5 protein-coding genes are annotated in these 4930 nt (G+C 32.8%); 3 read left to right on the top strand and 2 right to left on the bottom strand.

The features are described from left to right. The coding region (locus tag ACVC2P_RS19550) for an MFS transporter (protein ID WP_452600130.1) at positions 1-915 on the bottom strand (915 nt) is incomplete at its 3' end. Between the two features lie 80 nt (positions 916-995). Between ACVC2P_RS19550 and ACVC2P_RS19545 the strand changes: the two genes are divergently transcribed. The 3 genes from ACVC2P_RS19545 (at position 996) to ACVC2P_RS19535 (ending at position 3501) form a co-directional block, all read left to right on the top strand. Beyond that, positions 996-1442, top strand: a complete 447-nt coding sequence (locus tag ACVC2P_RS19545) for a DUF1572 family protein (RefSeq protein ID WP_452600129.1) — start codon at positions 996-998, stop codon at positions 1440-1442. Positions 1443-1501: 59 nt separating this feature from the next. Further along, a complete protein-coding gene (locus tag ACVC2P_RS19540; RefSeq protein WP_452600128.1) occupies positions 1502-3274 on the top strand; it encodes an ABC transporter ATP-binding protein in 1773 nt (590 codons plus the stop codon). An 86-nt stretch (positions 3275-3360) separates the two neighbouring features. Then, a complete protein-coding gene (locus ACVC2P_RS19535; protein WP_452600127.1) occupies positions 3361-3501 on the top strand; it encodes a hypothetical protein in 141 nt (46 codons plus the stop codon). A 179-nt stretch (positions 3502-3680) separates the two neighbouring features. On the opposite strand, the gene ACVC2P_RS19530 is transcribed toward ACVC2P_RS19535, so the two are convergent. Next, a partial coding sequence (locus ACVC2P_RS19530; RefSeq protein ID WP_452600126.1) for a cryptochrome/photolyase family protein occupies positions 3681-4930 on the bottom strand: 1250 nt, incomplete at its 5' end.

The raw sequence follows: 4930 nt of genomic DNA, 5'->3' as shown, positions 1-4930 counted from the left end.
GTTGTTTCCTTGAAAGAAAATAAGAATATATAATAATGAAATAGAAGTATAAGCTATAGCAGCTAGCTTAGCTATTTTAAAAGAACCAAACCTAACAACTAGTCTACTATTCATAAAAGTAGAAGACCCTACGGCTAGAGCAGTGCTAGCAAACAAATAAGGAAACCATTCACCAAGATTATACTGTTTTTCAAAAATTTGTTGAGAAGTGCTTAGGTACACCATAAAAGACCCAGTTATAAAGCCAGACATTAAAGTAAATGCTACAGCCTCCTTTTGTTTAAAAAAAGCTCTGGTACCATTAATAAACAACTCCAGAGAAAACGGAGTACGCTTGCTTTTAACCAATGTTTCTGGTTGACGTTTCCAAAACCAAACAATAATTATAATCCCTATTATTAAGTTAACATTAAAAATAGCTCTCCAATCGGCAATATTTAAAAAGAACTGTCCAAAAGCAGGGGCAATAGTAGGAACCAAAATAAAAAAAGCAACAATTATAGACAGAACTTTCGCCATATAATCACCACTGTAAGAATCTCTAACCATAGCAATAGCAATAGTTCTGGGAGAAGATAAACCAATACCTTGAAGAATTCTACCAAAAATCATAAGCTCAAAACTTTTAGTAGTCACACAAATAATACTAGCAATAATAAAAACAATAAAACCAATATAAACAATGCTTTTTCTACCAAAACTATCAGATAATGGCCCAAAAATTAGTTGTCCAACACCTAAGCCCAAAAAAATCATAGTAATTAATAATTGATTATCAGCAGGGTTTGTTACACCTAAAGACTGCCCTACATCTGGTAAGGCTGGCAATAAAGCATCTATAGATAGAGCAACAAGAGACATTAATGCTGCCATTAAAGCAACAAATTCAAACTTAAAAGTAGGCTGGTTTTGCATGGTTCAAAATTACATTAAATAAATTCTAATTTTACTCTTATCAAGTATTATCTTAGACATAAAAAACAAAATTTATAATCATGTTAACAGACAGTTTAATCAAACTATTCACTCGCGATTTAAACGCGCTAAAACAAGAGCTTAATTTATATACAAAAGAAGAAAATTTATGGCTTTTAGATAAAGCAGTAACTAACACAGCAGGTAATTTATGTTTGCATCTGGTAGGTAACCTAAAAACATTTATTGGCGCATCGTTAGGTAATACAGGTTATATAAGGCAACGTGATTTAGAATTTTCGCAAAAAAATATACCAAGAGCAGTTTTATTACAACAAGTAGACGAAACAATAGACATTGTTACCAATACATTAAAAACACTAACTACTGCCGATTTACAAAAAGAATATGTACGTCGTGTTTTTGAAGATAAAATGACTACTGAGTATTTTTTAATTCATTTAACCATGCATTTATCTTACCATTTAGGGCAAATAAATTACCACAGACGTTTGTTAGATAATTAGTACTATTCATAAAGAACTCAATAATAACTTCAGTATTTTTGTGCAATAAATACAGCTAAATGCAACATTATAAAGAATCCACTTCAACTAAACATAAAAAGAAACGAAACGTTACTCTAGCTTCAGCTTTTAAAACCATTATTTGGCCACGACGTAATTACGTTTTTATAGGTTTAATTTTAATAGTTATTAAAAGTTTAGCAGGTTTTGTTGTACCCATACAAAGCAAAGTTTTCATTGATGATGTGTTACCAAATAAAGATTTCGATAAATTATATTCACTTATCATTATTGTTATTTCAGCGATATTAGTACAAGCTATAACTTCTTTTTTATTAACCCGAATTTTAAGCGTACAAGCACAGTATTTAATTAGCGAATTACGAGCACAAGTGCAAAAAAAAGTATTAGCCTTACCTATTAGTTTTTTCGACAACACTAAATCTGGAGCCTTGGTGTCTCGTATTATGAGCGATGTGGAAGGCGTGAGAAACCTTATAGGAACAGGATTAGTACAATTAGTCGGTGGGACGATTACTGCTGTCATTTCTCTTGTGTTATTAATAGATATTAATCCATGGATGACACTTTTTGTGTTACTGCCATTATCTGTTTTTGCCTTAATAGCCTTAAAAGCTTTTAAATTTATAAGACCAATTTTTAGGAATAGGGGTAAAATAAATGCAGAAGTAAAAGGACGTTTAACCGAAACATTGGCTGGTGTTCGTGTTATAAAAGCCTTTAATTCTGAAGAACAAGAAAATAAAATATTTGAAAAAGGAGTTGATAAGCTTTTTCAAAATGTAAAAAAGAGTTTAACCGCAACTGCGTTAATGACAAGTTCTTCTACCTTACTAGTTGGTATAGCCACTACTGGAATAATGGGGTTTAGTGGTTATTATATTATTGAAGGTACAATGACTATTGGTGAGTTTTTTAAGTTCTCATTGATTTTAGGGTTTATGATAGCACCAATAGTACAAATGAGTAATATTGGAACACAATTAACCGAAGCTTTAGCAGGTTTAGACCGTACCGAAGAGTTAATGAACGAAGCCACAGAAGACGATAACCCAAATAGAACCATAGCATTACAAAACATTAAAGGAGATATTCAATTTAAAGATGTTAATTTTTCTTATGAAGAAGGAAAACAAGTATTACATAATATTAACTTTAATGCGCCATCGGGTTCTGTAATTGCTTTAGTAGGAAGCTCAGGTTCAGGAAAATCTACTATAGCTGGGTTAGCAGCTACATTTTTAAATGCACAATCAGGGGAAGTTACTATAGATGGGCATGATATTTCTAAAGTAAAACTAAGTAGTTTTAGAAAACATTTGGGCGTAGTGTTGCAAGACGAATTTTTATTTGAAGGTACTATTAGGGAAAACATTATGTTTCCTAGACCAAATGCAACAGAGGCACAATTGCAAAACGCAGTAAAAGCAGCCTATGTAAATGAGTTTACCGATAGGTTCGAGGAAGGCTTAGAAACTTTAATAGGGGAGCGTGGTGTAAAATTATCTGGAGGACAGCGCCAACGTATAGCAATAGCAAGAGCGATTTTAGCAGACCCTAAAATTATTATTCTAGATGAAGCCACTTCTAATTTAGATACAGAAAGTGAAGCCCTAATACAAAAGAGCCTTTCTGAATTAACTAAAAATAGAACCACAATAGTTATTGCGCACCGTTTAAGCACGATTAGAAAAGCCGACCAAATTCTAGTTATAGAAGCAGGTAAAATAGTAGAACGCGGAAATCATGACGAGTTAATAACTTCAGAAGGACGTTATTACGATTTATATACATTTCAAGCTAAAATATAATTGTGTCACTTATTTTAAGTGAATAAGGAATTCAGTAAGGTGTTATTGTTGTAACCGAATATCTTTATCGTATAAAATTATATAATATGATAACAATAGAAGCAATTAAACCTGGCCCTAAGCCCAAAAAAGATGATGGCTCTCTAGATAGGAGAAGACGCGTTACACCCGATAAGAAGAAGGACTACCCACCTTTAAAAAAACACGACCATAAAAAAGGAGATTGATTACACTTTACTAGAGTAACTTTTACTAATGGCTGCCTGAAAAGTAAAATTTTAGTTAAACCGAACTTGATTCGGTTTCTCATAACAATTTAAAATTAGTTTAATGAGATTCTGAAATAACTTCAGAAGGACGCTTTTAATACTTTTCAGACAGCTTCATTTTTTATACTAAATAAAAACTAACTCACCGCAGCCTTATAAACTTCCAAACACCGTTCTCTAGCAGCTTTATGGTCTACCATAGGTTTTGGGTAAGTTAATTCTTGAAACTCTGGAACCCATTGTTTTATATATTCTAAATCTTTGTCAAACTTTTTAATTTGCGTGGTTGGGTTAAAGATTCTAAAATACGGTGAAGCATCCACACCAGAACCAGCTACCCATTGCCAATTGCCAACATTACTCGCCATGTCGTAATCATGGAGTTTTTTGGCAAAATAAGCTTCACCCCAACGCCAATCAATCAATAAGTGTTTACAAAGAAAACTACCAACAAGCATTCTAATACGGTTATGCATAAAGCCTGTTTTATTTAATTGTCGCATACCAGCATCCACTAAAGGATATCCAGTTTTGCCCTCGCACCATTGCTTAAATTCTGCTTCGTTATTACGCCATACTATACGGTCGTACTTTGGTTTAAAGCTACTAGTAGACGAATGTGGAAAATGCCATAGAATTTGCATAAAAAACTCACGCCAAATCAACTCTTTTAAAAAGGTTTTATTGTTCTGTTTATTGGCTTTATCTACCATGCGTCTTATACTTACTGTACCAAAACGCAAGTGCGGTCCAAGTCTAGAAGTTGCATCTTGTGCAGGGAAATTTCGTGTAGCTTCATAGGTTTTTATTAAGTCTTCATTTACAGTGTATTCAGGCACTTTATTTAAAGGGTTTGTAAAACCAATATCGTTTAAACTAACATTAGGGTAAGTACTCTGTTTTAAAGTGTTATCTAGCTCTTTTTCAGAAGAAGAGAATGTAATACCTTGCGTTTCAAAAACACTTAGCCATTTTCTAGAATATGGGGTGTAAACTTTATATGGATTGCCGTCATCTTTTACAATATCTTGCTTTTCAAAAATAACTTGATCTTTAAACGTTTTAAAAGAAATATTATTAGAGTTTAAAAGTGTTGCTATCTTTTGGTCTCTAGAAATAGCATACGGTTCGTAATCATGATTTGTAAAAACTGTATCTATAGTAAAATTAGAAAGCAGTTGCTTGTAAATAGCTTCAGGTTGACCGTAATAAAGCGCAATACCAGAGTTGTAATTAGCTTTAAGTGTAGTGTTTAGTTTTTGTAAAGTATCGTGTATAAAGGAGACGCGAGCATCGTTTTCAGGCAATTCTTCTAAAATACTTTTATCGAATATAAAAATAGGTAGCACAGGGTGTTCGCCTTGTAATGCATGGTATAACCCTACGT

The sequence above is a fragment of the Pontimicrobium sp. MEBiC01747 genome, assembly GCF_053601635.1.
The sequence above is the reverse complement of the archived record's forward strand: the minus strand, read 5'-3'. Positions and strand labels throughout refer to the sequence as shown.